The organism is Actinacidiphila guanduensis (genome assembly GCF_900103985.1).
Taxonomy (GTDB): Bacteria; Actinomycetota; Actinomycetes; order Streptomycetales; family Streptomycetaceae; genus Actinacidiphila; species Actinacidiphila guanduensis.
This window is the reverse complement of record NZ_FNIE01000005.1, coordinates 473,368-497,986: the sequence shown is the minus strand read 5'-3', so window position 1 is coordinate 497,986 and position 24,619 is coordinate 473,368. Positions and strand designations below refer to the sequence as shown.

The following is a 24,619-nucleotide window of genomic DNA, read 5'->3' as shown; positions in this document are numbered from 1 at the left end:
CGGTGCACCGCCGACTCCCCCGTCGGGCTGATCGGTGACGGCTCCCGCCTCCAGGGAAGCACAGCGTCGGACACCGGGCCACCATCCATGACACAAACAGGCCGCCCCCGGCACCACGGGTGCGACGCCGGTTCGGCCGAATCACGGCGGTACAACGGCCGGATGACGCAAACGGCCGCCGTGCGGTGCACGGCGGCCGTCCGGGGTTCCGGAGTGCTCAGACGTTGAAACCCAGGGCGCGCAGCTGCTCGCGCCCGTCGTCGGTGATCTTCTCCGGGCCCCACGGCGGCATCCAGACCCAGTTGATCCTCAGGTCGTTGACGATGCCCTCGGTCGCGGTCTTCGCCTGCTCCTCGATGACATCGGTGAGCGGGCAGGCCGCCGAGGTGAGCGTCATGTCCAGGGTGACGACGTTGGTGTCGTCGATGTGGATGCCGTAGATCAGCCCGAGGTTGACCACGTCGATGCCCAGCTCCGGGTCCACGACGTCGTACAGCGCCTCCTTGATCTCCTCCTCGGAGGCGGGCGTCAGGGTGGCTCCTGCGGTGTTGTCGCTCATGCGGACTCCTTCGGTGCGGCCGTGCCCGACAGCGCCTGCGCCGTCGCGTCCTTCCACGCCATCCAGCTCAGCAGCGCGCACTTCACGCGCGCCGGGTACTTCGAGACACCGGCGAACGCGACCGCGTCCTCCAGCGTCTCCTCCATCGCGTCATCGGGCTCGATCCGCCCGCGGGACTGCATCAGCTCCAGGAACGTCTCCTGGATCTTCTGCGCCTCGGAGACGTCCTTGCCCACCAGCAGCTCGTTGAGCACCGAGGCGCTGGCCTGGCTGATCGAACAGCCCTGCCCCTCGTAGCTCACGTCGCCGATCGTGGTGCCGTCCATCCGCACCCGCAGGGTGATCTCGTCCCCGCAGGTCGGATTGACGTGGTGCACCTCGGCCTGACCGTCGCGCAGTCCCCGGCCGTGCGGGTTCTTGTAGTGGTCGAGGATGACGTCCTGGTACATCGAGTCGAGCTTCACAGCAGCACCACCATCAGCCGAAGAAGTTCCGGACCTGCTCGAGGCCGTCGACCAGGGCGTCCACCTCGGCCGGCGTCGAGTACAGATAGAACGACGCCCGCGTGGTCGCGGGAATTCCGTACCGCAGGCAGATCGGCCGGGCGCAGTGGTGCCCGACCCGGACCGCGATGCCCTGCTCGTCCAGCACCTGCCCGACGTCGTGCGGGTGGATGTCGCCGAGCGTGAAGGAGATCGTCGCCCCGCGGTCCTCGGCCGCGGTGGGGCCGACCAGCCGCAGGTCCGGGACCTCCACCAGCCGCTCCAGGGCGTAGCGGGTCAGCGCGTGCTCGTGCGCGGCCACCTTGTCCATGCCGATCGCGGTCAGGTAGTCCACCGCGGCGCCCAGGCCCACGGCCTGCGCGATCGGCGGGGTGCCGGCCTCGAACTTGTGCGGCGCGGGCGCGTAGGTGGAGGAGTGCATCGAAACGGTCTCGATCATCTCGCCGCCACCGAGGAAGGGCGGCAGGTCCTCCAGCAGCTCCTGGCGGCCCCACAGCACGCCGATGCCGGTGGGCCCGAGCATCTTGTGGCCGGTGAAGGCGACGAAGTCCGCGCCGAGCGCCTGCACGTCCAGCACCATGTGCGGGGCGGCCTGCGAGGCGTCGATCAGCACCAGCGCGCCGACCTGCTGGGCCCGGCGGACGATCTGCTCGACCGGGTTGACGGTGCCCAGCACGTTGGAGACCAGCACGAAGGAGACGATCTTCGTCTTCTCGGTGATGACCTGCTCGATGTCGGACAGGTCGAGCCGCCCGTCGTCGGTCAGGCCGAACCACTTCAGCTTCGCGCCGGTGCGCTGCGCGAGCAGCTGCCACGGCACGATGTTGGAGTGGTGCTCCATCTCGGTGATGACGATCTCGGTGTCGCGGTCCACCCGGTAGGGCTCGTCGGCCCAGCCGAGCATGTTCGCCACCAGATTCAGCGACTCCGAGGCGTTCTTGGTGAAGATCACCTCGTCGCGGCTGGGCGCGTTGACGAAGGCGGCGACCTTGTCGCGCGCCCCCTCGTACAGGGCCGTGGCCTCCTCGGCGAGCACGTGGACACCGCGGTGCACATTGGCGTTGTACCGCTCGTAGTACTCGGCGAGCGTGTCCAGCACCTGGCGCGGCTTCTGGGAGGTGGCCGCGTTGTCGAGGTAGACCAGCCTGCGGTCGTCGTGCACGAGGCGGTCCAGCACCGGGAAGTCCTTGCGGATCGCCTCGGTGTCCAGCAGGCCCGGCAGCGCCCGGCCGGCCGACGGGGTCGTGGTCACGCGGCAGCGCCACCCTTCACATAGGACTCGTAGCCCTCTTCCTCCAGCTTGTCGGCGAGCTCGGCGCCACCGGACTCGGCGATCCGGCCGGCGGCGAAGACATGCACGAAGTCGGGCTTGATGTAGCGCAGGATGCGCGTGTAGTGCGTGATCAGCAGGGTGCCGACCTCGCCGCTCTCGCGGACCCGGTTGACGCCCTCGGAGACGATCCGCAGGGCGTCCACGTCGAGGCCGGAGTCGGTCTCGTCCAGGATCGCGATCTTCGGCTTGAGCAGTTCGAGCTGGAGGATCTCGTGGCGCTTCTTCTCGCCGCCGGAGAAGCCCTCGTTGACGTTGCGCTCGGCGAAGGAGGGGTCCATCTGGAGCCGGTCCATCGTCTCCTTGACCTCCTTCACCCAGGTGCGCAGCTTGGGCGCCTCGCCGCGGACCGCGGTGGCCGAGGTGCGCAGGAAGTTGGAGACGGAGACACCGGGGATCTCGACCGGGTACTGCATGGCGAGGAAGACCCCGGCCCGGGCCCGCTCGTCGACGGTCATCGCGAGGACGTCCTCGCCGTCGAGGGTGACGGTGCCGCCGGTCACGGTGTACTTGGGGTGGCCGGCCAGCGAGTAGGCGAGGGTGGACTTGCCGGAGCCGTTGGGGCCCATGATGGCGTGCGTCTCGCCCTGCTTGACGGTCAGGTCGACGCCCTTGAGGATCTCCTTCGTGGCGTTGTCGGCCTCGACGGTGACGTGCAGGTCGTGGATTTCAAGCGTGGCCATGGGTGACTCAGGACTCCTGGGTGACGGAGACGAGCACGTCGTCCCCAACGATCTTGACGGGGTAAACGGGGACCGGCCGCGTGGCGGGCAGCCCGGACGGCTTGCCGGTGCGCAGGTCGAAGCTGGAGCCGTGCAGCCAGCACTCGATCTGGCAGTCCTCCACCTCGCCCTCGGACAGCGAGACGTTGGCGTGCGAGCAGATGTCGTTGATGGCGAACACCTCGCCCTGGGTGCGGACCAGCGAGACGGGCACGCCGTCCACTTCGACCCGGTGCGGGGTGTCCTCCTCCAGCTCGCCCAGCGCGCATACGCGCGCGAAGCCGGCGGGGGCAGCGGGGGTGCTCATCAGACGGACCCCTCCAGCTCCTCGTCGATCCTCGCCATCAGCCGCTCCTCCAGGTCGGCCAGGCCGATCTGCTGGACGAGTTCGCCGAAGAAGCCGCGCACCACCAGGCGGCGCGCCTCCTCGGCCCGGATGCCGCGGCTCATCAGGTAGAAGAGCTGCTCGTCCTCGAACCGGCCGGTGGCCGACGCGTGGCCGGCGCCGACGATCTCGCCGGTCTCGATCTCCAGGTTGGGCACGGAGTCGACCCGGGCGCCGTCGGTGAGCACCAGGTTGCGGTTGAGCTCGTAGGTGTCGGTGCCCTCGGCCGCGGCCCGGATCAGCACGTCGCCGATCCACACCGCGTGCGCATCCTGCCCCTGCAGGGCGCCCTTGTAGGCGACGTTGGAGCGGCAGTGCGGGGTGTCGTGGTCGATGAAGAGCCGGTGCTCCTGGTGCTGGCCCTGGTCGGTGAAGTACAGCCCGAACAGGTCGGCCTCGCCGCCGGGGCCGCCGTAGACGACCCGCGGGTGCAGCCGGACCACGTCGCCGCCGAGGGTGACCACGACCGACTTGAAGCCGGCGTCGCGGCCGACCAGCGCGGTGTGCTGGGCCACGTGCACGGCCGTGTCGTCCCAGTCCTGCACGGAGACCACGGTGAGCCGGGCGCCGTCGCCGATCACGTACTCCACGTTCGCGGCCAGGGTGGTGTCGCCGGTGTGGTCCAGGACGACGACCGCCTCGGCGAAGGCGCCGACCTCGATCACCTGGTGGCCGTAGGCGGTGCCGCCCTCGCCGTGCACGGCGATCCGGACCGGCTCGGTGAGCACGGTGTCCTTGGGGACGGTGACCACCGACGCCTTCTCGAACGAGCTGTACGCCTGGGCCGCGATCCGGTCGACGGGCTTGCCGGCCCGGCCGAGCCGCGGGTCGTCGCGGTCGACGGTCTCCACGGTGACGCCGTCGGGCGCGGTGACCTCCACGCGCAGCCCGCCGGTCGCCTCCGCGGTGCCGTCGTGCAGGCCGCGCAGCCGCTCCAGCGGGGTGAAGCGCCACTCCTCCTCGCGGCCGTGCGGTACGGGGAAGTCGGCCACGTCGAAGGACGGCCCGGCGGCGACCCGGGCGTCGGTGGGCTGCCCCACCGTGATGGCGCCCTCAGTGGTGGCGCCGGCGGGCGTGATCTCTGCCATTGCTTCTGGATGTGCTTTCTGGTCGGGGCCGGGCTGGTCGGTGGGAAGGGCGGGGCGGCCTGGTGTCAGCCGACCGCGCCTTCCATCTGCAGCTCGATCAGCCGGTTGAGCTCCAGGGCGTACTCCATGGGCAGTTCCTTGGCGATCGGCTCGACGAAGCCGCGCACGATCATGGCCATCGCCTCGAACTCGGTCATGCCGCGGCTCATCAGGTAGAAGAGCTGGTCGTCGGAGACCTTGGAGACGGTGGCCTCGTGGCCCATGGACACGTCGTCCTCGCGGACGTCCACGTAGGGGTAGGTGTCGGAGCGGGAGATGGTGTCGACCAGCAGCGCGTCGCACAGCACGTTGGACTTCGCGCCGGGCGCGCCCTCGCCGATCTCGATCAGGCCGCGGTAGGAGGTGCGGCCACCGCCCCGGGCCACCGACTTGGAGACGATGTTCGAGGAGGTGTTGGGCGCCATGTGCACCATCTTGGCGCCGGCGTCCTGGTGCTGCCCCTCGCCGGCGAAGGCGATGGAGAGCGTCTCGCCCTTGGCGTGCTCGCCCATCAGGTAGACCGCCGGGTACTTCATCGTCACCTTGGAGCCGATGTTGCCGTCGATCCACTCCATGGTCGCGCCCTCGTAGGCGACGGCGCGCTTGGTGACCAGGTTGTAGACGTTGTTCGACCAGTTCTGGATCGTCGTGTAGCGGCAGCGGCCGCCCTTCTTGACGATGATCTCGACCACCGCGGAGTGCAGCGAGTCCGACTGGTAGATCGGCGCGGTGCAGCCCTCGACGTAGTGCACGTAGGCGTCCTCGTCGACGATGATCAAGGTCCGCTCGAACTGGCCCATGTTCTCGGTGTTGATCCGGAAGTAGGCCTGCAGCGGGATCTCGACGTGGACGCCCTTGGGCACGTAGATGAACGAGCCACCGGACCACACCGCGGTGTTCAGCGAGGCGAACTTGTTGTCGCCGGCCGGGATGACGGTGCCGAAGTACTCCTGGAAGAGCTCGGGGTGCTCCTTCAGGGCGGTGTCGGTGTCCTGGAAGATGACGCCCTGGGCCTCCAGGTCCTCGCGGATCTGGTGGTAGACGACCTCGGACTCGTACTGGGCGGCGACGCCGGCGACCAGGCGCTGCTTCTCCGCCTCGGGGATGCCGAGCTTGTCGTAGGTGTTCTTGATGTCCGCCGGCAGGTCGTCCCAGGTGGCGGCCTGCTTCTCGGTGGAGCGCACGAAGTACTTGATGTTGTCGAAGTCGATGCCGCTCAGGTCGGAGCCCCAGGTCGGCATGGGCTTCTTCTCGAACAGCCGCAGACCCTTGAGGCGGAGCTTCAGCATCCACTCGGGCTCCGACTTCTTGCCGGAGATGTCGCGGACCACCGCCTCCGACAGGCCGCGCTTGGCGGCGGCGCCGGCGACGTCGGAGTCGGCCCAGCCATACTCGTAGTTGCCGATTCCTTCGAGCTCCGGGTGAGTGGTCTCCGTGGGAGCAGTCATGCGGGGTTCCTCCCGGACGTGCCGGCTGGTGCCTGGTCTGAGTCGGTGGGTCGTGCTGGGGGCTGCGCGGGGCTGTCGGCCGTGCCGGCCGTACCATCCCGGGCGCCGCCGGGTTTTCGGGTCTGTCCTGCGGGGTCGGCGGACTGGTGCGCGCGGGGGATGTACGTGGTGCACACCCCGTCGCCGTGCGCGATGGTGGCCAGCCGCTGCACATGGGTGCCGAGCAGGGCCGAGAACACCTCGGCCTCCGCCTCGCACAGCTGCGGGAACTGCTCGGCGGTGTGCGCCACCGGGCAGTGGTGCTGGCAGAGCTGCTCGCCCTCGAAGCCGCGCGGCCCCTCGCCGCCGGCCGGGGCCGGGGCGCTGCGCGCGGTGGCAGCGTACCCGTCAGCGGACAGCGCGCGGGCGAGCGCCTTGGCGCGGTCCTCGGGGGCGGCCGCCTCCACCAGCGCGCGGTACCGCTCGGCCTGGGCGGCGACCCGGGCGCGGGCGAACGCGGAGACCGCGGCCTCGCCCTGCGGGCCGCCGCCGGCGGTCTGGGCGATCCAGCGCAGCGCGTCGGCCGCCAGCTGGTCGTAGGACTGGTCGAACGCGTCCCGGCCGCAGTCGGTGAGCGCGAAGACCTTCGCGGGGCGGCCGCGGCCGCGGCTGCCGTAGACCCGCTGGTCGCGGGCCTCGACGATGTTCTCCGCCACCAGGGCGTCGAGGTGCCGCCGCACGGCGGCCTGGGTGAGGCCCAGCCGCTTGGCCAGCTCGGCGGCGGTGGACGGGCCGTGGCCCAGGATGGACCGCGCGACACGGTTGCGGGTCCGCCGCTCCCCTGTCGTGTGCTCCTCCGCCGCCTCCCGGGCGGTGCCACCGACGTTTTTCACAATGCCATTGTTGCGTAATTCCGCGCGGCCGGGCAAGCGCCGCCGGTCCCACAGGTGGTGGTTCGCATCACTTAGGGTGACCTCACTTCGCCTCTCCCGCGCAGGTCCGCGGCCGGTGCGCGGCAGCCGCCCGCGGGGTCCCGTCCGGGACACGCCGGCCGCCTCCCTAGACTCGTCGCCATGCGATACGAGTCCGCCGTCGAGGTGACCTCCTTGGTCAAACGGTACGGGGCGAAGACCGCGGTGGACGGCCTGTCCCTGACCGTCGCGGCGGGCGGGGTGACCGCCGTGCTCGGCCCCAACGGCGCCGGCAAGACCACCACCATCGAGGTCTGCGAGGGCTACCGGCGCCCCGACGCGGGCACCGCCCGGGTCCTCGGCCTCGACCCCGTCACCGAGGGCGCGCGGCTGCGCCCCCGGATCGGCGTGATGCTCCAGTCCGGTGGCGTCTACCCGGGCGCGCGGGCCGAGGAGATGCTCCGGCACACCGCCGGCATGTACGCCGACCCCGTCGACCCGGACGTCCTCATCGAGCGGCTGGGCCTGCAGTCCTGCGGCCGCACCGCCTACCGGCGGCTGTCCGGCGGGCAGCAGCAGCGGCTCGCCCTGGCCATGGCCGTCGTCGGCCGCCCCGAGCTGGTCTTCCTCGACGAGCCCACCGCCGGCCTGGACCCCCAGGCCCGGCACGCCACCTGGGACCTGGTCCGCGAGCTGCGGACCGACGGCGTCACCGTCGTGCTCACCACGCACTTCATGGAGGAGGCCGAGCAGCTCGCCGACGACGTCGTGATCATCGACGGCGGCCGGGCCATCGCCACCGGCTCCCCCGAGGAGCTGTGCCGCGGCGGCGCCGAGAACACCCTGCGGTTCACCGGCCGGCCGGGACTCGACCTCGTCTCGCTGCTCAACGCCCTGCCCGCCGACACCGTCGCCGCCGAGCTGTCACCCGGCTCCTACCGCATCGAGGGCCGGGTCGATCCCCAGCTGCTGGCCACCGTGACCTCCTGGTGCGCCCAGCACGGCGTCATGCCCGACCACCTGGCGGTGGAGCGGCGCACCCTGGAGGACGTCTTCTTGGAGCTGACCGGCAGGGAGCTGCGCGCATGATCCCCCCCGTGACCCCGCCCGCGCCGGCCACCGCCGCGCCCGGCACCGGCGCCTTCGCCCCCGTCCCCGGCACCGCCCCCCTGCCGCGGATGATCCGCGCCCAGGCGCTGCTGGAGACGCGGATGCTGCTGCGCAACGGCGAGCAGCTGCTGCTCACCGTGGTCATCCCGGCGCTGCTGCTGGTGCTGTTCAGCGCCGTGGACATCGTGGACACCGGGGCGGGCAAGTCGGTGGACTTCCTGACGCCGGGCATCCTCGCCCTGGCCGTGCTGTCCACCGCCTTCACCGGCCAGGCCATCGCCACCGGCTTCGAGCGCCGCTACGGCGTCCTGAAGCGCCTGGGCGCCTCGCCGCTGCCGCGCTGGGCGCTGATGACCGCGAAGACCTGCTCGGTGCTGGTCACCGAGGCACTGCAGGTCCTGCTGCTGGTCGCCATCGCCTTCGCGCTGGGCTGGTCGCCGCACGGCAACCCGCTGTCGGTGCTGCTGCTGTTGCTGCTGGGCACCGCGGCCTTCTCCGGCCTCGGCCTGCTCATGGCCGGCACGCTGAAGGCCGAGGCCACCCTGGCCGCGGCGAACCTCGTCTTCCTCCTCCTGCTGGTGGCCGGCGGGGTGATCGTGCCGATGGACAAGTTCTCCTCCGGCGTGCAGGCGGTGCTGAAGCTGCTGCCGATCTCGGCGCTGTCCGACGGCCTGCGCGACGTCCTCCAGCACGGCGCCGGCGTCCCCTGGGGCGACCTCGGCATCCTCGCGGTGTGGGCGGTGGTGGGCCTGGCGGCCGCGGCCCGCTTCTTCCGCTGGGAGTAGCGGCCGCCACGGCTGCGGCCCCGCCGGCCCCCGCCCGGCGCAGGTGCGTTCACCCCGCGGGCAGGCAGTCCACGAAGCGGGCGACCTCGGGCCCGGCCGGTGCCTGCGTGACCAGGAAGCCGGCCTGCGGGTGCGAGGCCAGCCGGCACATGTCGTAGCGCACGCACGCGGCGGCGGGCTGCCCGTCCTCGGCACCGCGGTAGAGGTGGGTGCCCACCAGCTGGCAGGAGTCGTAGCGGATCAGAGGGCCGTTCGCGGTCGGGGTGTAGCGGTGGGCGCGCAGAGCCGGCGAGAAGGACTTGAAGGCGTGGGCGGTGTCGTCGCAGTCGTTGAAGTGCACGGTGCCGCGGTTCCAGGCGCAGTCGATCACCACCACGGCGTCGTCGCGCAGTTCGAAGCGGATGTCCTCGGCGTGGAAGCGCTGGACGCCGTCGAAGTGCGAGGGGCGCGGGAAGCGGAAGAAGGCGCTCTCGTAGCCGTGGTCGGGGTCCGGGGTGGGGCGGCGGCCGGTGATGATGTAGCTGCCCGAGCGGCAGGTCACCGAGCCGCCGTAGGGGAACTCCAGGAAGGTGCCCCACTCGAAGGTGACGTTCATGTCGGTGAACCAGTAGTTGAGGAACTGGTCCTGCTGCTCGGGGTTCTGCGAGCGCTGCGACAGGCCCGAGTACAGGAACGCCTTGCGGTAGGCGCCGCCGACCCGGCACGCCTCCCAGCGCATCTCGGAGTTGGTGTTGCTGCCGTCGAGCGCCAGGCCGTACTCCCACTCGCCCATCCACTCGCAGTCCGAGAAGCGGTAGTTGGCCGCGCCGCCGGTGGAGTAGGAGGAGAAGAACGAGGCGCCGGGGGTGCCGGAGGTGAAGCGCAGGCCCTCGAAGGAGATGTTCTGCCAGGTGTCGTTGTTGCGGCACAGGTAGCTGCCGGCGGTGGCGTCCACGTGCTCCGGGGCGAAGACGATGTCGCTGATCCGCAGGCCGCCGCCGACGAAGCGCAGGCCGTTGCGCTGCCGGGTGGGCTGGTCGGCGTCGAGCAGCGCGCCGGGCTGCGTCACCAGGTACTGGCCCGGCGGCACCAGCACCACCGTGCGACCGGTGCCGGACGAGGCGCGGTCCTCGGCGTAGGCGTAGGCGGCGCGGAAGGCGGCGCTGTCGTCGGTACGGCCGTCGCCCTTCGCGCCGAAGTCGGCGACCACGTCGGCGTATCCGGGGTGGCTCGCGGGCACCGCGCCCTGCGCGGGGGCGTCCCAGGCGCCCGACGCCCAGGCCGCGCCCCCGGCGCCACCCAGGGCGGCGGCCGCCCCGCCGTACAGCAGCCGACGGCGGTTGACGCCGTCCCGGTGCGCGCCGGTCATCCGCGGCCCCTCCCGTATAGACCCGTATAGACCCGTACAGACCCGCACGGACCCGTCGGGGCCGTCCCGGGCGTCTCGTCCCGCTTCCGCTGTGACCGCCGATGGTACGGGCCGCGAGGTCCCGCTCGTGGGTGTTTCCGGTGATCCGTCCCCCGTGGGCGGGGCGCTTTCGGAGCGCGGCGGGGGCGGGACGGGGGCGGAATGGCCGCTGACCGGGGCGGGATCGGGGGCGGATCGGGGGCAGGACAGCGGCGGGACAGTGGTTGAATCCTGCGGGGACCCTCGTGAAACCGTGCACAAGGCAGCGCCTACCATGGCCCCGTGTCCAAGCTGCCCCAGATCGCCCGCAACCCGATCGCCTTCGTCGCCGCGCGGTGGACGCCGGACCCCCGCACGGTGCGCCGGGCCGCGATGGCCGCGCTGGTCATGTCCGTGGTCATCGTGGTCACCGGCGGCGCGGTCCGCGTGACGGCCTCGGGCCTGGGCTGCCCGACCTGGCCGACCTGCCGCGGAGACAGCCTGCTCGGCACCCGCGAGATGGGCATCCACCACACCATCGAGATCAGCAACCGCATGCTGACCTACGTGCTGTGCGCCACCGTCGGCTGGGCGATCGTGGCGATCCGGGCGATGAAGCCCGCCCGCAGGGGCGTCGCCCGGCTGGCCTGGGCGCAGTTCTGGGTCGTCGTCTTCAACGCGGTCTGGGGCGGCCTGACCGTCCTGACCAAGCTCAACCCCTACGTCGTCTCCTTCCACTTCCTGCTCTCGGCCGCCCTGATCACGGTCGCGGTGCTGACCTGGCAGCGGGTCGGCGAGGGCGACGCCTCGGCGCGGCCGCTGGTGGGCAAGCCGGTGCGGCAGCTCGGGCAGGTGCTGACGGCCGCGGCCGCGGTGCTGATCGTCGTGGGCACCCTGGTCAGCGGCGCGGGCCCGCACCCGGGTGAGTCCAGCGGTAGCTACAAGGTGCGGCGCATCCCGATCGACTGGAAGACGATCGCCCAACTCCACGCCGACTTCGCCTGGGTGGTGGTCGGCCTGACCGTCGCTCTGTGGTTCGTGCTGCGCGCGGTGGACGCCCCCGCGGCCCCGCAGCGCCGGGTGCGCGAGCTGTTCCTGGTGCTGATGGGCCAGGGCGTCATCGGCTACGTCCAGTACTTCACCCACCTGCCCGCGGCTCTGGTCGACCTGCACATGTTCGGCGCGTGCCTGGTGTGGATCGCCACGCTGCGGGTGCTGCTCTCCTTCCGCGAGCGGCCCTTCGCCGAGCGGCCGCGGACCGGGTCCCGCACGCAGGAGCCGCTGCCCGCCCAGGGCACGCCGGAAGGCGCCGCCCCGGGCACTGCTCAGCCCGCGACGGCGTCCGGCACCGCGGTGCCGCAGACCCACGAGGCGCACCAGGCCGCTCACTGAACCAGGCGCCGCGGGACGCCCGTTGAGCCGTCACGGCGGTCCGTGACCCACCCAGCGCGCCCGTTGAGCCGTCACGGCCGTCCGTAACCAGCCCCCGGCCGGCACGGCAGCGCGTCCGCTACGCCGCGAAGAGCCGTGCCGCGTTTCCCGACGCCACCAGCGCCGTCACCCGCCGCCCGTCCTCGCCCGACCACTCGCCCGCCCCGACCCGGCAGGCGACGGCTCGCGCCAGCGCGGCCCGGAAGCGGTGGGCGGCGGTGACGTACAGCTCGGGCAGGCCGCCGGAGCCGCTGGCGTAGAGCACCTTGCCGAAGGGGGTGCGGGCCAGGACGCCCGCGGGGTCGCCGGCCACGCCCACATGGACGTGCGGCAGCGCGCAGGCGAGGCCGGCCGCGGCCGTCTCGTGGGCGAGGGACGGCAGCAGCAGGATGTCGGTGCCCAGCCCGCCGGTCGCCCGCAGGAAGACGGCGTCGGCCTCCGGTCCGGGCCCGGCCGCGGGGTAGCCCAGCAGCAGCGGCAACCCGGTGGCGACGGCGTTCCAGCGCAGGTGCCGCAGCAGCACCGGGTCGTCGGGCCGCTCGCCGACCCGGCGCGTCGCCAGCCAGCGACCGGCCGCCCGCCGGACCTCGGACAGCGGGGGCGGCCCGGTGTCCTCGGCGGTGTCCTGGGCGGCCGGATCGGTACGGCAGGAGAAGGCGGCCACGTCGAGCGCGGCGCCGTGCACGGCCTCGGCGAGGTTCCCCAGGAAGGCGTCCACCGTGCCGGAGGTGTCGGCGACCTGCTGGGCGGCCTGCTCCAGCCGTACCGCCTCCCGCGCGGGCGCGTGCCCGGCCGCCCCCAGCTCCTTGGGCGGTGTCAACTCCCCCACCTCGCCGGTGTCGACGACGTAGGCGGCGATGCCCGCGCCGCGCAGCAGCAGCCGCGTCGCCTCGTAGGCGCCCAGTTCGCGGCGCCGGGCGAGGTAGCGGGCCGGCGGGCAGTGCGGTTCGAGGCCGAGCAGCGGCGGGCACCAGCGGCGTACGGCGAAGCCCTCGGGGCTGTCGAAGACGGTGGTGCCGGGTGCCGCGGCACCGGGCAGCCGGGCCTCGAAGGAGCCGATGCCCAGGTCGCCCGGGTACACCCCGTGGCAGTGGGCGTCCACCAGGCGGGGCTGTGTCGCCGCGGGCGTCGCGGCCGCGCTTCCGGCCCTGCTCGCGGGCCCACTTCCGGGCATGCCGCACCCCGTCCCTACGTTGCGGGCCCGCCGGCTGCCGGCCCTCACGGTGCGGCGGCCGCCCGGCGCGTCCGCGGCCGCCCGCACCGGGACTAACGCGCGAGGAACCCCTCAGGTGTTGGCGGGGCCGCCGATCTGGATGCCGGCCATCCTCGACCACTCGTACGGCCCCGTGCGCACCTTGGCGGCCATCTCGCCGTCGAAGTCCTCGTGGAGGGTGGCGCCGGAGTCGCGCAGCGCGCGGCGGCCGATCTCGTAGGTGGGCGCCACCAGGTCGCCCCAGGTGCCGTCCTCGGCGACGAGGACGATGCGCGCGCCGCGCTGCCCGAGGTAGGCGAGCTGCGCCTGCAGGGCGCCGTGCCGGCGGCCGAAGGCGTGGATCTGCCGGGTGAGCCGGGCGGCCCGCCGCTCGGCCCTGGGGTCCTTGCCCGTCTGTGTTCCGGAGTGCTGGTCCGCGGTGCTCTCAGCCATGCCCGCATCCTACTGGCCGGTAACGAGAAGGGCGAGAGGGGACCGGGAGCCTCCGCAAAAGGAGGAGCCCTCCGTGGACACAGCCCAGCGGAAGGCTCCCGGGGAGGGGCGGCCCCTCAGTGCAGGAAGGGGTCCACCGCGATGGCGACGAAGAGCAGCGTCGCGTAGGTGATCGACCAGTGGAACAGCCGCATCTCCTTGAGCTTCGCGCCCGTGATCCCGGCCTTGGCGCGGGACTGCAGCCCGTGCGCCTCCTTGAGCCAGAAGGCGCCCAGCACCGCGGCCACCACCGGGTAGAACCAGGAGGTCGCCCCCAGCGGCCACCACAGGGTGAGCGAGGTCAGCACCATCACCCAGCTGTAGAGCACGATCTGCCGGGCCACCACCTGGTTGCCCGCGACCACCGGCAGCATCGGCACGCCGACCCGCTCGTAGTCGTCCTTCACCTTCATCGACAGCGGCCAGTAGTGCGGCGGCGTCCAGAAGAAGAGGACCAGGAAGAGCACGAAGGGCGCCCACGCCAGCTCGTCGCGCACCGCCGACCAGCCGATGAAGACCTGCAGGCAGCCGGCGACCCCGCCCCACACGATGTTCTGCGCGGTGCGACGCTTGAGCCACAGCGTGTAGACGAAGACGTAGTAGAGGATCGCGGTCAGCGACAGCGCCGCCGACAACGGGTTGACCAGCACCGCAAACCAGGCGGTGGAGACGACCGCCAGCGAGATGCCGAAGACCAGGCACTCGCGGGGCGAGACGATGCCGGTCACCAGCGGGCGCTGCTCGGTGCGGTGCATCAGCGCGTCGATGTCGCGGTCGATGTACATGTTCAGCGCGTTGGCGCCGCCCGCCGACAAGTAACCGCCGACGACCGTCGCGAGCACGCGCCACAGGCTCGGCACCCCGCCCGCGGCGAGGAACATCACCGGAACGGTCGTGATGAGCAGCAGTTCGATGATGCGCGGCTTGGTCAGCGCCACGAACGCCATGGCGCGGGCCCGCGGCGGCCGGTGGGCGGTGCCCGCCGGCACAGGGTCTGTTCCGATGACCCCTGCGGGTCGGGAATCGACGGCCGTCACGAACACCCCACGAGAGATGAGCCCAGGCAAGCGCCGTCTCCTGCCGGAAAGCCCGGACAGCCGGGCCGCGGCAAAACGTGCGGCTTGCGCGTACCACGCCACTCTAGACGGAGGGAATACCCGGCTTTCCCCGGGGGTGCTCCGTGTCGGCCGGGGCGGCCCGTCCGCGGGTTGTCCACAGAAGGGCCAGCGTGCGCAAAGCCGCGCGACCCTGCGGCGGTAGGCTCGACAGCGTCGGGTAGGCACCAGTCACCGGCGCTTTTTCAACATATGTGGAGAGGAGCCCTGACCCAGGGTGAGCAAGCAGCCGACCACCACAGACCTTGAGTGGACCGATCTGGACGCGCGTGCCGTCGACACCGCCCGAGTCCTGGCCATGGATGCCGTGCAGAAGGTCGGCAACGGCCATCCCGGCACGGCGATGAGCCTGGCTCCGGCCGCGTACCTGCTGTTCCAGAAGCTGATGCGGCACGACCCGTCCGACGCGGACTGGACCGGCCGCGACCGGTTCGTGCTCTCCGCCGGCCATTCCAGCCTGACCCTCTACACGCAGCTGTACTTCTCGGGATACGGGCTGGAGCTCTCCGACCTGGAGTCCTTCCGCACCTGGGGCTCCAAGACCCCGGGCCACCCGGAGTACGGGCACACCACCGGCGTCGAGACCACCACCGGGCCGCTCGGCCAGGGTGTGGCCAACGCCGTGGGCATGGCCATGGCCGCCCGCTACGAGCGGGGCCTGTTCGACCCCGACGCCGCGCCGGGCACCTCCCCCTTCGACCACACCATCTGGGCCATCGCCGGCGACGGCTGCCTGCAGGAGGGCATCTCCGCGGAGGCGTCCTCGCTCGCCGGCCACCAGAAGCTCGGCAACCTGGTGCTGCTGTGGGACGACAACCACATCTCCATCGAGGGCGACACCGAGACCGCCGTCTCCGAGGACACCATCCGCCGCTACGAGGCGTACGGCTGGCACGTCCACCGCGTCGCCCCGAAGGAGAACGGCGACCTGGACGTCCACGCCCTGTACGCCACGTTGAAGGCCGCCCAGGCCGAGACGGACCGGCCGTCCTTCGTGGCCGTGCGCTCCATCATCGGCTGGCCCGCCCCGCACAAGCAGAACACCGAGGCCGCCCACGGCTCGGCGCTCGGCGAGGACGAGGTGCGCGCCACCAAGGAGGTGCTCGGCTTCGACCCCGACCAGCACTTCCAGGTCGCCGACGAGGTGATCGCCCACACCCGCGCGGTCGGTGAGCGCGGCCGCGAGGCCCGCGCCGAGTGGGAGAAGTCCTTCGCCGCCTGGCGCACCGCCAACCCCGAGCGCGCCCTGCTCTTCGACCGCATCGACGCGGGCGAGCTGCCGGCCGGCTGGGAGGAGCACCTGCCGGTCTTCGAGCCCGGCTCCTCCCTGGCCACCCGCGCGGCCTCCGGCAAGGTGCTCGAGGCGCTCGGCCCGGTGATCCCCGAGCTGTGGGGCGGCTCCGCCGACCTCGCCGGCTCCAACAACACCACCTTCGACAAGAACTCCTCCTTCCTCCCGGTCGGCAACCCGCTGGCCGGCGCCGACCCGTACGGCCGCACCGTGCACTTCGGCATCCGCGAGCACTCCATGGCCGCGGAGCTCAACGGCATCACCCTGCACGGCAACACCCGTGCCTACGGCGGCACGTTCCTCGTCTTCTCCGACTACATGCGCAACGCGGTGCGGCTGTCCGCGCTGATGCACCTGCCGGTGACGTACGTGTGGACGCACGACTCGATCGGCCTCGGCGAGGACGGCCCGACCCACCAGCCGGTCGAGCACCTCGCCTCGCTGCGCGCCATCCCCGGGCTCAACGTGGTGCGCCCCGCCGATGCCAACGAGACGGTGATCGCCTGGCGTGAGATCCAGCGCCGCTGGACCAAGGACGGCAAGGGCGCCCCGCACGGCCTGGCCCTCACCCGCCAGGGCGTGCCGGTCTACGAGCGCAACGAGGACGCCGCCCGCGGCGGTTACGTCCTGCAGGAGGCCGAGGGCGGCCCGGCCCGGGTCGTGCTCATCGGCACCGGCTCCGAGGTCCAGCTGGCCGTGGCGGCGCGCGAGCAGCTGCAGGCCGAGGGCGTGCCGACCCGCGTGGTGTCCATGCCGTGCGTGGAGTGGTTCGACCAGCAGGACCAGGCGTACCGCGACAGCGTCCTGCCGCCGGAGGTGAAGGCGCGGGTGGCCGTCGAGGCGGGCATCGCCCTGACCTGGTACCGGTTCGTGGGCGACGCCGGACGGATCGTCAGCCTGGAGCACTTCGGTGCCTCGGCCGACGCCAAGGTGCTCTTCCGCGAGTTCGGGTTCACCCCCGAGGCCGTGGCCGCGGCGGCCCGGGAATCTCTGGCCGCAGCCGATCGCTGACGCAGGTACACGACAATCAGGAGATGCAATTCCCATGACAGACGCACTCAAGCGCCTCTCCGACGAAGGCGTCGCGATCTGGCTGGACGACCTGTCGCGCAAGCGCATCACGTCCGGCAACCTGGCCGAACTCATCGACCAGCAGCACGTGGTGGGTGTCACCACCAACCCCTCGATCTTCCAGAAGGCCATCTCCCAGGGTGACGGGTACGACGGCCAGCTGGAGGACCTCGCCGCCCGCCGGGTGACGGTCGAGGAGGCGCTGCGGATGATCACCACCGCGGACGTCCGCGACGCGGCCGACGTCCTGCGCTCGGTCTACGAGGCCACCGGCCACCAGGACGGCCGGGTGTCCATCGAGGTCGACCCCCGCCTGGCGCACGAGACCAAGGCGACGGTCGCCGAGGCCAAGCAGCTCGCCTGGCTGGTGGACCGCCCCAACACGCTGATCAAGATCCCCGCGACCAAGGCCGGCCTGCCCGCGATCACCGAGGTCATCGCCAAGGGCATCAGCGTCAACGTGACGCTGATCTTCTCCCTGCAGCGCTACCGCGAGGTCATGGACGCCTACCTGACCGGCCTGGAGAAGGCCAAGGCGGCGGGCCTGGACCTGGCCGAGATCCACTCGGTGGCCTCCTTCTTCGTCTCCCGCGTCGACACCGAGATCGACAAGCGGCTGGAGAAGATCGGCACCGACGAGGCCAAGGCCCTCAAGGGCAAGGCCGCCGTCGCGAACGCGCGGCTGGCCTACCAGGCCTACGAGGAGGTCTTCGGCACCGACCGCTGGGCCGCCCTGGAGAAGGCCGGCGCCAACAAGCAGCGCCCGCTGTGGGCCTCCACCGGCGTGAAGGACCCGGCCTACCCGGCCACCCTCTACGTCGCGGGCCTGGTCGCCCCGAACACCGTCAACACCATGCCGGAGGCCACCTTGGAGGCCACCGCGGAGAACGGCGACAGCATCACGGGCGACACCGTCCGCGGCAGCTACGCCTCGGCGCAGGCGGACCTGGACGCCGTGGAGGCGCTGGGCATCTCCTACGACGACGTGGTGCAGGTCCTCGAGGACGAGGGCGTCGAGAAGTTCGAGAGCGCGTGGAACGAACTGCTCGCGTCGACCCGGTCCGAGCTCGAACGGCTCGCCCCTTCGGAGGCATGAGGTGACCACCGAGAAGCAGTCCGGGCAGCCCGCGGCGGGCGGCAACCCGCTGCGGGACCCGCTGGACCGCCGGCTGCCGCGCATCGCCGGCCCCTCGGGCCTGGTGATCTTCGGCGTCACCGGCGACCTGTCCCGCAAGAAGCTGATGCCCGCGGTCTACGACCTGGCCAACCGGGGCCTGCTGCCGCCGGGCTTCGCCCTGGTCGGCTTCGCCCGCCGCCAGTGGGAGAACGAGGACTTCGCCCAGGAGGTGCACGACGCCGTCAAGGAGCACGCCCGCACCCCCTTCCGCGAGGAGGTGTGGCAGCAGCTCGCCGAGGGCTGCCGCTTCGTGCAGGGCGACTTCGACGACGACAAGGCGTTCGAGCAGCTGAAGTCGACGATCGAGGACCTGGACAAGGCCCGCGGCACCGGCGGCAACTTCGCCTTCTACCTGTCGGTGCCGCCGAAGTTCTTCCCCAACGTGGTCCAGCAGCTCAAGAAGCACGGCCTGTCGCAGGGCACGGGTGACTCCTGGCGCCGCGCGGTCATCGAGAAGCCGTTCGGCCACGACCTGGCGAGCGCGATGGAGCTCAACCGCATCGTGCACGACGTCTTCCCGCCCAACGAGGTCTTCCGGATCGACCACTACCTGGGCAAGGAGACCGTCCAGAACATCCTGGCGCTGCGGTTCGCCAACACGATGTACGAGCCGATCTGGAACCGCTCCTACGTCGACCACGTGCAGATCACCATGGCCGAGGACATCGGCATCGGCGGCCGCGCGGGGTACTACGACGGCATCGGCGCCGCCCGCGACGTCATCCAGAACCACCTGCTGCAGCTGCTCGCGCTGACCGCCATGGAGGAGCCCGGCTCCTTCCACCCCAAGGCGCTCACCGCCGAGAAGCTCAAGGTGCTCAGCGCGGTCGTCCTCCCCGACGACCTGGCGAAGTACACCGTGCGCGGCCAGTACGCGCACGCCTGGCAGGGCGGCGAGGAGGTGCTCGGGTACCTGGAGGAGGACGGCATCGACCCCAAGTCCAAGACCGACACCTACGCCGCGATCAAGCTGGAGATCAACAACCGCCGCTGGGCCGGTGTCCCGTTCTACCTGCGCACCGGCAAGCGGCTCGGCCGCCGCGTCACCGAGATCGCGGTCGTCTTCAAGCGGGCCCCCTACCTGCCCTTCGAGTCCGGCGCCACCGAGGAGCTGGGCGAGAACGCGCTGGTGATCCGGGTGCAGCCGGACGAGGGCGTCACCGTGCGGTTCGGCTCGAAGGTGCCGGGCACCTCCACCGAGGTCCGGGACGTGACGATGGACTTCGCCTACGGCGAGTCGTTCACCGAATCCAGCCCCGAGGCGTACGAGCGGCTGATCCTCGACGTGCTGCTCGGCGACGCCAACCTCTTCCCGCGGCACCAGGAGGTCGAGCTGTCCTGGAACATCCTCGACCCCATCGAGGCGTTCTGGGACAAGCACGGCAAGCCCGCGCAGTACGCCTCCGGCACGTGGGGACCCATCGAGGCGGACGAAATGCTCGCACGAGACGGCAGGAGCTGGCGCCGGCCATGAGGATCGATCTGACGGACACCACGTCCTCGCGCATCAACGCCGGGCTGATCGAGGCCCGGCGGGCGATCGGCACCCCCGCGGTCGGCATGGTGCTGACCCTGGTCATCGTCACCGACGAGGGCAGCGCCTACGACGCGCTCAAGGCCGCCCACGAGGCGTCCCGCGAGCACCCCTCGCGCATCCTGGTGGTCATCAAGCGGCCCGGACGCTCGCCCCGCGACCGCGCGCTGGCCCGGCTGGACGCCGAGGTCGTGGTGGGCGACGAGGCGGGCACCGGCGAGACCGTGGTGCTGCGCATGCACGGCGAGCTGGCCAATCACGCCGAGTCCGTGGTGCTGCCGCTGCTGCTGCCGGACGCCCCCGCGGTCGCCTGGTGGCCCGACAACGCCCCCGAGAACCCCTCGGAGGACCCGCTCGGCCGCCTCGCCCAGCGCCGGATCACCGACGCCTCGGCGTCGGAGGACCCGGTGGCCACCCTCGCCCAGCGGGCGCGGGCCTACGGCCCCGGCGACACCGACCTGGCCTGGACCCGGCTCACCCCGTGGCGCTCGATGCTGGCCGCCGCGCTCGACCAGCGGCACGGCACCATCACCTCGGCGGCGGTCGAGGGCGAGGGCTACAACCCCAGCTCCGAGCTGCTGGCGCTGTGGCTCGCCGACCGGCTGGGCGTGCAGGTGGAGCGGCGGGTCAGCAACGGCCCCGGCATCACCGCGGTGCGCCTCTACACCACCGAGGGCGACATCTGCCTGGACCGGCCGGACGGCGCGCTCGCCGAGCTGGCCGTACCGGGCCAGCCGGACCGGCACGTGGCGCTCAAGCGGCGGGAGACCTCCGAGCTGATCGCCGAGGAGCTGCGCCGGCTGGACCCGGACGACATATACCGCGCCACGGTCCAGTTCGGCCTGCGGCACCTGGTCAACGCCGGTGCCAACGGTGAGAAGGCCGAGCCGGAGCCGCCCAAGGCCGCCCCGCAGGCCAAGCCGGCGGGCCGCGGCAGGTCCGCCTCCTCCGGGAAGGCGGCGGCCGAGAAGTGAGCACCCCTCAGGTGGTGGTCCACCGGGACAAGGAGCTGATGGCGCAGGCCGCGGCGGCCAGGCTGATCACGAGGATCGTGGACGCCCAGGCCGCCCGGGGCAGCGCCTCGGTGGTCCTCACCGGGGGGCGCAACGGCAACGGGCTGCTGGCCGCGCTCGCCCGGTCCCCGGCGCGCGACGCCGTGGACTGGGCGCGGCTGGACCTGTGGTGGGGCGACGAGCGGTTCCTGCCCGAGGGCGACCCGGAGCGCAACGTCACGCAGGCCCGCGAGGCGCTGCTGGACGCGGTGCCGGTGGACCCGGCCCGGGTGCACCCGATGGCGCCCTCCGACGGCGCCTTCGGCCCCGACGTGGAGGCGGCCGCGGCCGGCTACGCGGCGGAGCTGGCGGCCGCGGCCGGCGGCGAGGATCACGCGCACGTCCCCGCGTTCGACGTGCTGATGCTCGGGGTGGGCCCGGACACGCACGTGGCCTCGCTGTTCCCGGAGCACCCGGCCACGCGCGAGCAGGTGCTCACCGTGGTGGGCGTGCACGGCTCCCCCAAGCCGCCGCCGACCCGCATCTCGCTGACCTTCCCGGCCATCCGGGCGGCCCGCGAGGTGTGGCTGCTGGCGGCGGGCGAGGACAAGGCGGGCGCGGTGGCCGTGGCGCTGTCGGCGCCGGGTGAGGTCCAGGCACCGGCCTCGGGCGCGTACGGCCGCTCGCGCACGCTGTGGCTGCTGGACCGGGCCGCGGCGGCGAAGCTGCCGCCGCAGCTGTACCCGCCGGCCTCGGCGTAAGGGCGGGGCGCGGTAAGCAGCAGGACGACGGCGGGCCGGGATTCCTCCCGGCCCGCCGTTCCCGTTCCCGCGGCCGTCCGCCGCCGGCTGCCTGCCGACGACGGACGGCCGCCGTGCTCGGCGCTGTGCCGTCAGCGGCCGCGCAGCTCGCGGTACTTGGCGACCAGCGCGGTGGTGGACGGGTCGAGGCCGGGCACGTCCACGCCCTCGGTGAGGGCCGGCTCGACCCGCTTGGCCAGCACCTTGCCGAGCTCGACGCCCCACTGGTCGAAGGAGTCGATGTTCCACACGGCGCCCTGGACGAACACCTTGTGCTCGTAGAGCGCGACCAGCTGGCCGAGCACCGAGGGGGTCAGCTCGGTGGCCAGGATCGTGGTGGTGGGGTGGTTGCCGCGGAACGTCTTGTGCGGCACCAGCTCCTCCGGCACGCCCTCGTCGCGGACCTCCTCGGGGGTCTTGCCGAAGGCGAGCGCCTGCGTCTGGGCGAAGAAGTTCGCCATCAGCAGGTCGTGCTGCCCGGCGAGCGGGCCGAGTTCGGCGACCGGGCGGGCGAAGCCGATGAAGTCGGCGGGGATCAGCTTGGTGCCCTGGTGGATCAGCTGGTAGTAGGCGTGCTGGCCGTTGGTGCCGGGGGTGCCCCACACGATCGGGCCGGTCTGCCAGTCCACCGGGCGGCCCGAGCGGTCCACGGACTTGCCGTTGGACTCCATGTCGAGCTGCTGCAGGTAGGCGGTGAAGCGGCTGAGGTAGTGGCTGTAGGGCAGCACCGCGTGCGACTGGGCGCCGTGGAAGTTGCCGTACCAGATGCCCAGCAGGCCCAGCAGCAGGGGCGCGTTGCGCTCCGGCGGGGCGGTCCTGAAGTGCTCGTCGACCAGGTGGAAGCCGGCGAGCATGTCGCGGAACGCCTCCGGGCCGATGGCGACCATCAGCGACAGGCCGATCGCCGAGTCGTAGGAGTAGCGGCCGCCGACCCAGTCCCAGAACTCGAACATGTTCTGCGGGTCGATGCCGAACTCGGCGACCTTCTCGGCGTTGGTGGACAGCGCCACGAAGTGCTTGGCGACGGCTTCCTCGCCCGCGCCCAGCTGGCCGAGCAGCCACTGCCGGGCCGAGGTGGCGTTGGTGATCGTCTCGATCGTGGTGAAGGTCTTGGAGGCGATGATGAACAGCGTCTCGGCGGCGTCCAGGTCGCGTACGGACTCGTGCAGGTCGGCGCCGTCGACGTTGGAGACGAAGCGGACCGTCAGGCCGCGGTCGGTGTAGGGGCGCAGCACCTCGTGCGCCATCGCCGGGCCGAGGTCGGAGCCGCCGATGCCGATGTTGACGATGTTGCGGATCCGCTTGCCGGTGTGGCCGGTCCACTCGCCGGAGCGGATGCGGTCGGCGAAGACCGTCATCTTGTAGAGCACGGCGTGCACGCCGGGCACGACGTTCTGCCCGTCGACCTCGATGGTGGCCGACTGCGGGGCCCGCAGCGCGGTGTGCAGCACCGCGCGGTTCTCCGTCAGGTTGACCCGCTCGCCGCGGAACATCTCGTCCCGCAGGTCGAACACCTTGGTGGCGGCGGCCAGTTCGCGCAGCAGCCCCAGGGTCTCGTCGGTCACCAGGTGCTTGGAGTAGTCCAGGTGGAGGTCGCCGACCTGGAGGGTGTAGCGGTCGGCCCGCTCGGGGTCGCTCGCGAACAGCTCCCGCAGATGGGTGCCGGCCAGCTCGTCGCGGTGCTTGGCGAGGGCGTGCCACTCCGGCCGCTGGTCGAGCCGGGGGGTGCCCTGCGTGTTCGTTTCGGACATCAGTCCACTTCTCCTCGTCCTCGCTGCCCCTCCAACCTAGTTGATCCCCCTGCCCCGACGGCCGAGGCACCACCCCGAAGACGGGGTGCCTTTGGCAACAAGAGGGCCACCTGAGGGGCGCGGGGAACTGCGCGAGAGACCAAGAACCGGCCTGGCGTCCGGGGACGGCAGCAACCACCCCTCCGTTCGGGTCTGGGCACCCCTGATCCCACCGGGTACCGTATCGATCGCCGATATCGGCCACCGTAAAAGAGGACGGCACCGTGGAACGACAGCCCCCGCCCCCCGCGGAAGGCGAGCTGGTACGCCAACTCGCCCTGCCCGACGCAGTCGTGCTGGGCCTCGGCTCGATGATCGGCGCCGGCGTCTTCGCCGCCCTCGCCCCCGCGGCACGGGCGGCCCGCTCCGGCCTCCTGATCGGTCTCGCCGTGGCCGCCGTCGTCGCGTACTGCAATGCGACCTCCTCGGCCCGCCTGGCCGCCCGCTACCCCGCGTCCGGCGGCACGTACGTCTACGGGCGCCGGCGCCTGGGCGACTTCTGGGGCTACCTCGCCGGGTGGGGCTTCGTCGTCGGCAAGACCGCATCCTGCGCGGCCATGGCCCTGACCGTCGGCTCGTACGTCTGGCCGGGCCAGGAGCACGCTGTCGCCGTGGCCGCGGTGGTGGCGCTGACCGCGGTGAACTACCTGGGCGTACAGAAGTCGGCGTGGCTCACCCGGGTGATCGTGGCCGTGGTCCTCGCGGTACTCGCGGCCGTGGTGGTCGCCTCGCTCTCGTCCGGCGCCGCCCGCGCCTCCCGGCTCGACATCGGCGGCGACGCGAGCTTCGGCGGGACGCTCCAGGCCGCGGGCCTGCTGTTCTTCGCCTTCGCCGGGTACGCGCGGATCGCCACGCTCGGCGAGGAGGTCCGCGACCCGGCCCGCACCATCCCGCGGGCGATCCCGCTCGCCCTGGGCATCACGCTGGTCGTCTACGCGGCCGTCGCCGTGGCCGCCCTGTCGGTTCTCGGCCCGGCCGGTCTCGCCCACGCGAGTGCGCCGCTGTCCGACGCCGTACGGGCGGCGGGGGCGGGGTGGCTCGCCCCGGTCGTACGGGTGGGGGCCGCGGTTGCCGCGCTCGGCTCGCTGCTCGCGCTGATCCTCGGGGTCTCGCGCACCACGCTGGCGATGGCCCGCGACCGCCACTTCCCGCACGCCCTGGCGGCGATCCACCCCGTCACGAAGGTGCCCCACCGCGCGGAGATCGCCGTGGGCGCGGTGGTCGCCGTCCTCGTGGCGACGACCGATGTCCGCGGCGCCATCGGCTTCTCGTCCTTCGGCGTCCTCGCCTACTACGCCATCGCCAATGCCTCCGCGTGGACCCTCACCCGCGCGGAGGGCCGCCCGCCCCGCGCCCTTCCCGCCCTGGGCCTCCTCGGCTGCCTCACCCTGGCCTTCGCCCTCCCCGCGGCCTCGGTCCTGTGGGGAGCAGCCGTCCTGGCGGCGGGCGCGGCAGCGTACGCCGTCCGCCACCGCCCGCGCCGCACCTGACGGCGCCCCGCTCTGAGAG

The 24,619-nt window shown here is 72.2% G+C and carries 22 protein-coding genes; 9 read left to right on the top strand and 13 right to left on the bottom strand.

The features are described from left to right. Positions 1 to 217 precede the first annotated feature (217 nt). The 8 genes from BLR33_RS13760 to BLR33_RS13725 all read right to left on the bottom strand — a co-directional run bounded on the left by BLR33_RS13760 (position 218) and on the right by BLR33_RS13725 (position 6,946). Positions 218 to 559: a metal-sulfur cluster assembly factor gene (locus BLR33_RS13760; protein WP_093784679.1), complete on the bottom strand. Its 342-nt coding sequence runs from the start codon at positions 557 to 559 to the stop codon at positions 218 to 220. Then, positions 556 to 1,023 carry a Fe-S cluster assembly sulfur transfer protein SufU gene (sufU, locus tag BLR33_RS13755; protein ID WP_093784678.1) on the bottom strand — a complete coding sequence of 156 codons (468 nt, stop codon included), beginning with the start codon at positions 1,021 to 1,023 and terminating at the stop codon, positions 556 to 558. The genes BLR33_RS13760 and sufU overlap by 4 nt, the downstream gene beginning before the upstream one ends. A gap of 13 nt (positions 1,024 to 1,036) precedes the next feature. Next, positions 1,037 to 2,314 (bottom strand): cysteine desulfurase, encoded by a 1,278-nt coding sequence (locus BLR33_RS13750; RefSeq protein ID WP_407639670.1) that lies wholly within the window; start codon positions 2,312 to 2,314, stop codon positions 1,037 to 1,039. Then, complete coding sequence (gene sufC, locus BLR33_RS13745; protein WP_093784677.1) at positions 2,311 to 3,075, bottom strand: Fe-S cluster assembly ATPase SufC; 765 nt, start codon at positions 3,073 to 3,075, stop codon at positions 2,311 to 2,313. Before sufC ends, BLR33_RS13750 begins: the two co-directional genes overlap by 4 nt. A 7-nt stretch (positions 3,076 to 3,082) precedes the next feature. Then, the gene (locus BLR33_RS13740) at positions 3,083 to 3,421 is read right to left on the bottom strand and encodes a non-heme iron oxygenase ferredoxin subunit (RefSeq protein ID WP_093784676.1); all 339 of its coding nucleotides are present in this window, start codon (positions 3,419 to 3,421) and stop codon (positions 3,083 to 3,085) included. Continuing rightward, positions 3,421 to 4,587: a Fe-S cluster assembly protein SufD gene (sufD, locus tag BLR33_RS13735; protein ID WP_093784675.1), complete on the bottom strand. Its 1,167-nt coding sequence runs from the start codon at positions 4,585 to 4,587 to the stop codon at positions 3,421 to 3,423. The genes BLR33_RS13740 and sufD overlap by 1 nt, the downstream gene beginning before the upstream one ends. Positions 4,588 to 4,652: 65 nt before the next feature. Beyond that, positions 4,653 to 6,074 carry a Fe-S cluster assembly protein SufB gene (gene sufB / locus BLR33_RS13730; RefSeq protein ID WP_093784674.1) on the bottom strand — a complete coding sequence of 474 codons (1,422 nt, stop codon included), beginning with the start codon at positions 6,072 to 6,074 and terminating at the stop codon, positions 4,653 to 4,655. Further along, positions 6,071 to 6,946: a helix-turn-helix transcriptional regulator gene (locus tag BLR33_RS13725; RefSeq protein WP_093784673.1), complete on the bottom strand. Its 876-nt coding sequence runs from the start codon at positions 6,944 to 6,946 to the stop codon at positions 6,071 to 6,073. The genes sufB and BLR33_RS13725 overlap by 4 nt, the downstream gene beginning before the upstream one ends. A 180-nt stretch (positions 6,947 to 7,126) precedes the next feature. Here BLR33_RS13725 and BLR33_RS13720 point away from each other — a divergent pair, with 180 nt between their 5' ends. Together BLR33_RS13720 and BLR33_RS13715 are read left to right on the top strand one after the other, a co-directional pair. After that, the gene (locus BLR33_RS13720; protein ID WP_093784672.1) at positions 7,127 to 8,053 is read left to right on the top strand and encodes an ABC transporter ATP-binding protein; all 927 of its coding nucleotides are present in this window, start codon (positions 7,127 to 7,129) and stop codon (positions 8,051 to 8,053) included. Next, positions 8,050 to 8,859 carry an ABC transporter permease gene (locus tag BLR33_RS13715; RefSeq protein WP_093784671.1) on the top strand — a complete coding sequence of 270 codons (810 nt, stop codon included), beginning with the start codon at positions 8,050 to 8,052 and terminating at the stop codon, positions 8,857 to 8,859. The genes BLR33_RS13720 and BLR33_RS13715 overlap by 4 nt, the downstream gene beginning before the upstream one ends. Before the next feature lie 49 nt (positions 8,860 to 8,908). Here BLR33_RS13715 and BLR33_RS13710 read toward each other — a convergent pair whose 3' ends face one another. After that, complete coding sequence (locus BLR33_RS13710; protein WP_093784670.1) at positions 8,909 to 10,207, bottom strand: glycosyl hydrolase family 28-related protein; 1,299 nt, start codon at positions 10,205 to 10,207, stop codon at positions 8,909 to 8,911. Between the two features lie 321 nt (positions 10,208 to 10,528). Between BLR33_RS13710 and BLR33_RS13705 the strand changes: the two genes are divergently transcribed. Beyond that, positions 10,529 to 11,617 carry a COX15/CtaA family protein gene (locus tag BLR33_RS13705; RefSeq protein WP_245771383.1) on the top strand — a complete coding sequence of 363 codons (1,089 nt, stop codon included), beginning with the start codon at positions 10,529 to 10,531 and terminating at the stop codon, positions 11,615 to 11,617. A gap of 118 nt (positions 11,618 to 11,735) precedes the next feature. Here BLR33_RS13705 and BLR33_RS13700 read toward each other — a convergent pair whose 3' ends face one another. The 3 genes from BLR33_RS13700 to BLR33_RS13690 form a co-directional block, all read right to left on the bottom strand. After that, positions 11,736 to 12,830, bottom strand: a complete 1,095-nt coding sequence (locus BLR33_RS13700) for an amidohydrolase (RefSeq protein WP_245771382.1) — start codon at positions 12,828 to 12,830, stop codon at positions 11,736 to 11,738. A gap of 111 nt (positions 12,831 to 12,941) precedes the next feature. Continuing rightward, on the bottom strand, positions 12,942 to 13,301 hold the full coding sequence (locus tag BLR33_RS13695; protein WP_093784669.1) for a hypothetical protein: 360 nt from the start codon (positions 13,299 to 13,301) through the stop codon (positions 12,942 to 12,944). A gap of 116 nt (positions 13,302 to 13,417) precedes the next feature. Further along, positions 13,418 to 14,377 carry a heme o synthase gene (locus BLR33_RS13690; RefSeq protein WP_093784806.1) on the bottom strand — a complete coding sequence of 320 codons (960 nt, stop codon included), beginning with the start codon at positions 14,375 to 14,377 and terminating at the stop codon, positions 13,418 to 13,420. Positions 14,378 to 14,672: 295 nt separating this feature from the next. Between BLR33_RS13690 and tkt the strand changes: the two genes are divergently transcribed. From tkt to pgl, 5 genes are read left to right on the top strand one after another with little or no spacing between them, the layout of a single operon-like run. After that, on the top strand, positions 14,673 to 16,757 hold the full coding sequence (gene tkt / locus BLR33_RS13685) for a transketolase (protein ID WP_093784668.1): 2,085 nt from the start codon (positions 14,673 to 14,675) through the stop codon (positions 16,755 to 16,757). A gap of 34 nt (positions 16,758 to 16,791) precedes the next feature. Further along, positions 16,792 to 17,913 carry a transaldolase gene (gene tal / locus BLR33_RS13680; protein WP_093784667.1) on the top strand — a complete coding sequence of 374 codons (1,122 nt, stop codon included), beginning with the start codon at positions 16,792 to 16,794 and terminating at the stop codon, positions 17,911 to 17,913. 1 nt (position 17,914) lies between these two features. Then, entirely contained in the window at positions 17,915 to 19,468 is a 1,554-nt protein-coding gene (zwf, locus tag BLR33_RS13675) for a glucose-6-phosphate dehydrogenase (protein WP_093784666.1), read from the top strand. Continuing rightward, positions 19,465 to 20,502: a glucose-6-phosphate dehydrogenase assembly protein OpcA gene (gene opcA, locus BLR33_RS13670; RefSeq protein WP_093784665.1), complete on the top strand. Its 1,038-nt coding sequence runs from the start codon at positions 19,465 to 19,467 to the stop codon at positions 20,500 to 20,502. The genes zwf and opcA overlap by 4 nt, the downstream gene beginning before the upstream one ends. Next, positions 20,499 to 21,281, top strand: a complete 783-nt coding sequence (pgl, locus tag BLR33_RS13665) for a 6-phosphogluconolactonase (protein WP_093784664.1) — start codon at positions 20,499 to 20,501, stop codon at positions 21,279 to 21,281. Before opcA ends, pgl begins: the two co-directional genes overlap by 4 nt. 131 nt (positions 21,282 to 21,412) lie before the next feature. Here the strand turns inward: pgl and pgi are convergent, their stop codons facing one another. Then, a complete protein-coding gene (gene pgi / locus BLR33_RS13660; protein WP_093784663.1) occupies positions 21,413 to 23,071 on the bottom strand; it encodes a glucose-6-phosphate isomerase in 1,659 nt (552 codons plus the stop codon). 263 nt (positions 23,072 to 23,334) lie between these two features. Between pgi and BLR33_RS13655 the strand changes: the two genes are divergently transcribed. After that, positions 23,335 to 24,600 carry an APC family permease gene (locus BLR33_RS13655; protein ID WP_245771381.1) on the top strand — a complete coding sequence of 422 codons (1,266 nt, stop codon included), beginning with the start codon at positions 23,335 to 23,337 and terminating at the stop codon, positions 24,598 to 24,600. The last annotated feature ends 19 nt before the right edge of the window (positions 24,601 to 24,619 follow it).

Coding starts and splice junctions, on each gene's coding strand:
- BLR33_RS13695 (WP_093784669.1), bottom strand. CDS start 13,301: ATGGCTGAGAGCACCGCGGACCAGCACTCCGGAACACAGACGGGCAAG.
- BLR33_RS13700 (WP_245771382.1), bottom strand. CDS start 12,830: ATGCCCGGAAGTGGGCCCGCGAGCAGGGCCGGAAGCGCGGCCGCGACG.
- sufB (WP_093784674.1), bottom strand. CDS start 6,074: ATGACTGCTCCCACGGAGACCACTCACCCGGAGCTCGAAGGAATCGGC.
- BLR33_RS13760 (WP_093784679.1), bottom strand. CDS start 559: ATGAGCGACAACACCGCAGGAGCCACCCTGACGCCCGCCTCCGAGGAG.
- opcA (WP_093784665.1), top strand. CDS start 19,465: ATGAGGATCGATCTGACGGACACCACGTCCTCGCGCATCAACGCCGGG.
- pgi (WP_093784663.1), bottom strand. CDS start 23,071: ATGTCCGAAACGAACACGCAGGGCACCCCCCGGCTCGACCAGCGGCCG.
- tal (WP_093784667.1), top strand. CDS start 16,792: ATGACAGACGCACTCAAGCGCCTCTCCGACGAAGGCGTCGCGATCTGG.
- sufC (WP_093784677.1), bottom strand. CDS start 3,075: ATGGCCACGCTTGAAATCCACGACCTGCACGTCACCGTCGAGGCCGAC.
- BLR33_RS13720 (WP_093784672.1), top strand. CDS start 7,127: ATGCGATACGAGTCCGCCGTCGAGGTGACCTCCTTGGTCAAACGGTAC.
- BLR33_RS13715 (WP_093784671.1), top strand. CDS start 8,050: ATGATCCCCCCCGTGACCCCGCCCGCGCCGGCCACCGCCGCGCCCGGC.
- sufD (WP_093784675.1), bottom strand. CDS start 4,587: ATGGCAGAGATCACGCCCGCCGGCGCCACCACTGAGGGCGCCATCACG.
- BLR33_RS13740 (WP_093784676.1), bottom strand. CDS start 3,421: ATGAGCACCCCCGCTGCCCCCGCCGGCTTCGCGCGCGTATGCGCGCTG.
- BLR33_RS13710 (WP_093784670.1), bottom strand. CDS start 10,207: ATGACCGGCGCGCACCGGGACGGCGTCAACCGCCGTCGGCTGCTGTAC.